We start from the raw sequence: 2,405 nt of genomic DNA, 5'->3' as shown, positions 1-2,405 counted from the left end.
GCCGCGATGGGGGGCAGATCGTCGGGGATCTCGATCGCGCTTTCGGCCAGAACTGCGCGCAGGGTGTCGAGCGGGCTGCCCGACATGGCCTCCCACGCGTCGGCGTCGAAGCGGGCATGTCGGTTCACGCGGCTGGTTTCGCCCCGGCATTCCCAGATCAGGTCGGGCTTCAGGCCCACGACCGAATAGCGCCCGCGCACCTCGCCGCCGGTGACCGATTCAAGCATGAAGCTGTCGGTCCGTGCGCCTGCAAGTTTCAGCATCAGCGAAACCGGCGTGTCCAGATCGGCGGCTAGCCTCGCATGGACCAGTTGCGCCTTTCCGGCCTCATAGGCGGCCTCGAAGGCCGCGAAATCGGGGATGATCTTTGCCATGGGCCTACCGGAACCGGGCATGAACGGCGTTCAGCGCCGACTGGTCAAGCGACAGGCCAGCGGCGTTCACCAGTTCCTGCGCGAAATAGCCATACAGGTCCTGCGCCATGCCCTGACCGGCCTGCGCGGCGATGGTGTCGCGCAGGAAGCCCGCGGCCGGGTCCTCGGGATCGGGCGGCAGGATCGCGTCGAGCCGGACCAGCCAGGCCGCTTCGCCCGCCGTGACGACGCGAATGTCCCCGGGCGTCGCCATGGCGAACAGCGCATCGCCCAGTGCCGGGGGTGTCAGCCCGCCCCGCGACAGCGCAGCCTCGGTCTCGACCGGATGGCCCAGCGCGTCGAACGCCTCGCCCGCCGCGACACGGCCGGCAAGCGCGGCGGCCTGCTGGCCAAGCCGCGCGCGCGTCTCGGCCGCGCGCCAGTCGGCGGCGACCTCGGCGCGGACCTCGTCCAGCGGGCGCAGCGCGGGTGGCAGATCGGCATCGAGCCGCAGCGCGAAGATCCCGCCATCCTCAAGCTCTAGAAGCTCGGGGAAATCACCTTCGGCCAGATCGGCGGCGGCCAGCCGGAAGGATTCATAGGCCGCGATGCCGTCCGCGGGCTCGCCGGTGAAGTCGATCCTGCCAAACTCCATCTCGGTCTCGGCGGCCAAATCCTCCAGCGTCGCCCCGGCGGCCAGACGGTCGTCGTAATCGTTGACCAGATCGCCGATCATCCGGGCGGCGCGGTCACGGATCGACTCGTCGACAAGCGCTTCGCGGGCATCCTCGAAGCTGGTCTCGCGCGCGGCCAGGATGCCGTTCACGCGAAAGATCGCGGGGCCGATATCGGACAGGTGCGGGCCGGTCACGCCGGGGCCGTCCAGCGCAAAGACCGCCGCCCCCGCCGCGCCGCCGATGCCAAGCTGGGTGACATCGCCCAGATCGACATCCGACAGCCGCAGCCCGCGCGCCTCGACCGCTGCATCGAACGTGGTTTCCCCCGCCTCGATCGCGGCCATGGCTGCGGCGGCTTCGTCCTCGGAGGTGAAGACCAGCCGCTCGACCAGACGGCGCTCGGGCTGCACGAACTCGTCGATGCGGTCTTCGTAAAGCTCGCGTATCAGCGCCTCGTCGGGTTCGATCCGATCCAGCATCATCTCGGGCGTCAGCCAGGCATAGCTGATCTGGCGGGTGCGCGGCGCGGTATAGGCGGCGGGGTTCGCATTGTAGTAGGCGGCGATCTCGGCCTCGGTCGGGTCGGGCAGGGGGGCGTCCAGCGCGGCGGCGTCCAGCCGGATCAGGCTGGCGCTGCGCCGTTCGGCGATGAAATTGTAAAGCGTGTCGGCGTAGGTCTCGGATCCCCCAAGCCCCGCCATCACGCCCGCCTGCAACAGCGAGCGCGCGGTGTCCTTGCGGATCTGCTCCTCGAACTGGGCGACGGTAAGCCCGTTCTGCTGCAACACGAAGCGATAATTCTCGCGATTGAACTGGCCATCCGTGCCCTGAAAGGCGGGCATCTCGAGGATTTCCCGGGCAATGCGCTCGTCGCCGATCGAAATGCCGATCCGGCGCGTCTCGTCGTCCAGCGCGGCATCGCCGATCAGGCGTGCGCGCACCTGTTCGACCAACCCGCCCGCCTCGGCCTCGGCGAAGGTGACGACCCGTCCCGTTTCCGCCTGCTGTGCGTTCAACTCACGCCGAAGCGCACGGGCATAGGAGTCCACGGTGATCTTCTCATTGCCGACTTCGCCGATGGAGTCGATCGAGCCGCCGAAATTCGAGATGCCGAAGCCGCCCAGCCCAAGGATCAGGAGCCCCATCAGGATCCAGACAGCGGCCCGGGATGCCTGTTTTCCGACGGATTTGGACATGGGGCTCGCCTCCCTGCACTTGCGCGTTTCCGACGCTGTGTAGGGATTTGCGGCCCTCCCCGCAAGCGTCAGGGGCGGAAGGCCGAGAGCCGCTCGAAGAGCCGCCCGATGCCCTGCAGGTCGATATTTGCGAAGGCGATCCGCACCTGCTGGCGCGCGCCCGTATCGGCGTCGGGCTG

The 2,405-nt window shown here is 68.6% G+C and carries 1 protein-coding gene and 1 pseudogene; both read right to left on the bottom strand.

What is annotated here, in order from left to right:
- Window positions 1-374, bottom strand: a pseudogene (locus tag ENN83_RS05655) (anthranilate synthase component I); the annotation flags it as partial.
- A 4-nt stretch (window positions 375-378) separates the two neighbouring features.
- A complete protein-coding gene (locus ENN83_RS05650; RefSeq protein ID WP_287185053.1) occupies window positions 379-2,226 on the bottom strand; it encodes a peptidylprolyl isomerase in 1,848 nt (615 codons plus the stop codon).
- Window positions 2,227-2,405 lie beyond the last annotated feature (179 nt).

This window comes from Rhodovulum sp., from assembly GCF_011048875.1.
Lineage (GTDB): Bacteria > Pseudomonadota > Alphaproteobacteria > Rhodobacterales > Rhodobacteraceae > Rhodovulum > Rhodovulum tesquicola.
This window is presented reverse-complemented; position numbering and strand designations above follow the sequence as displayed.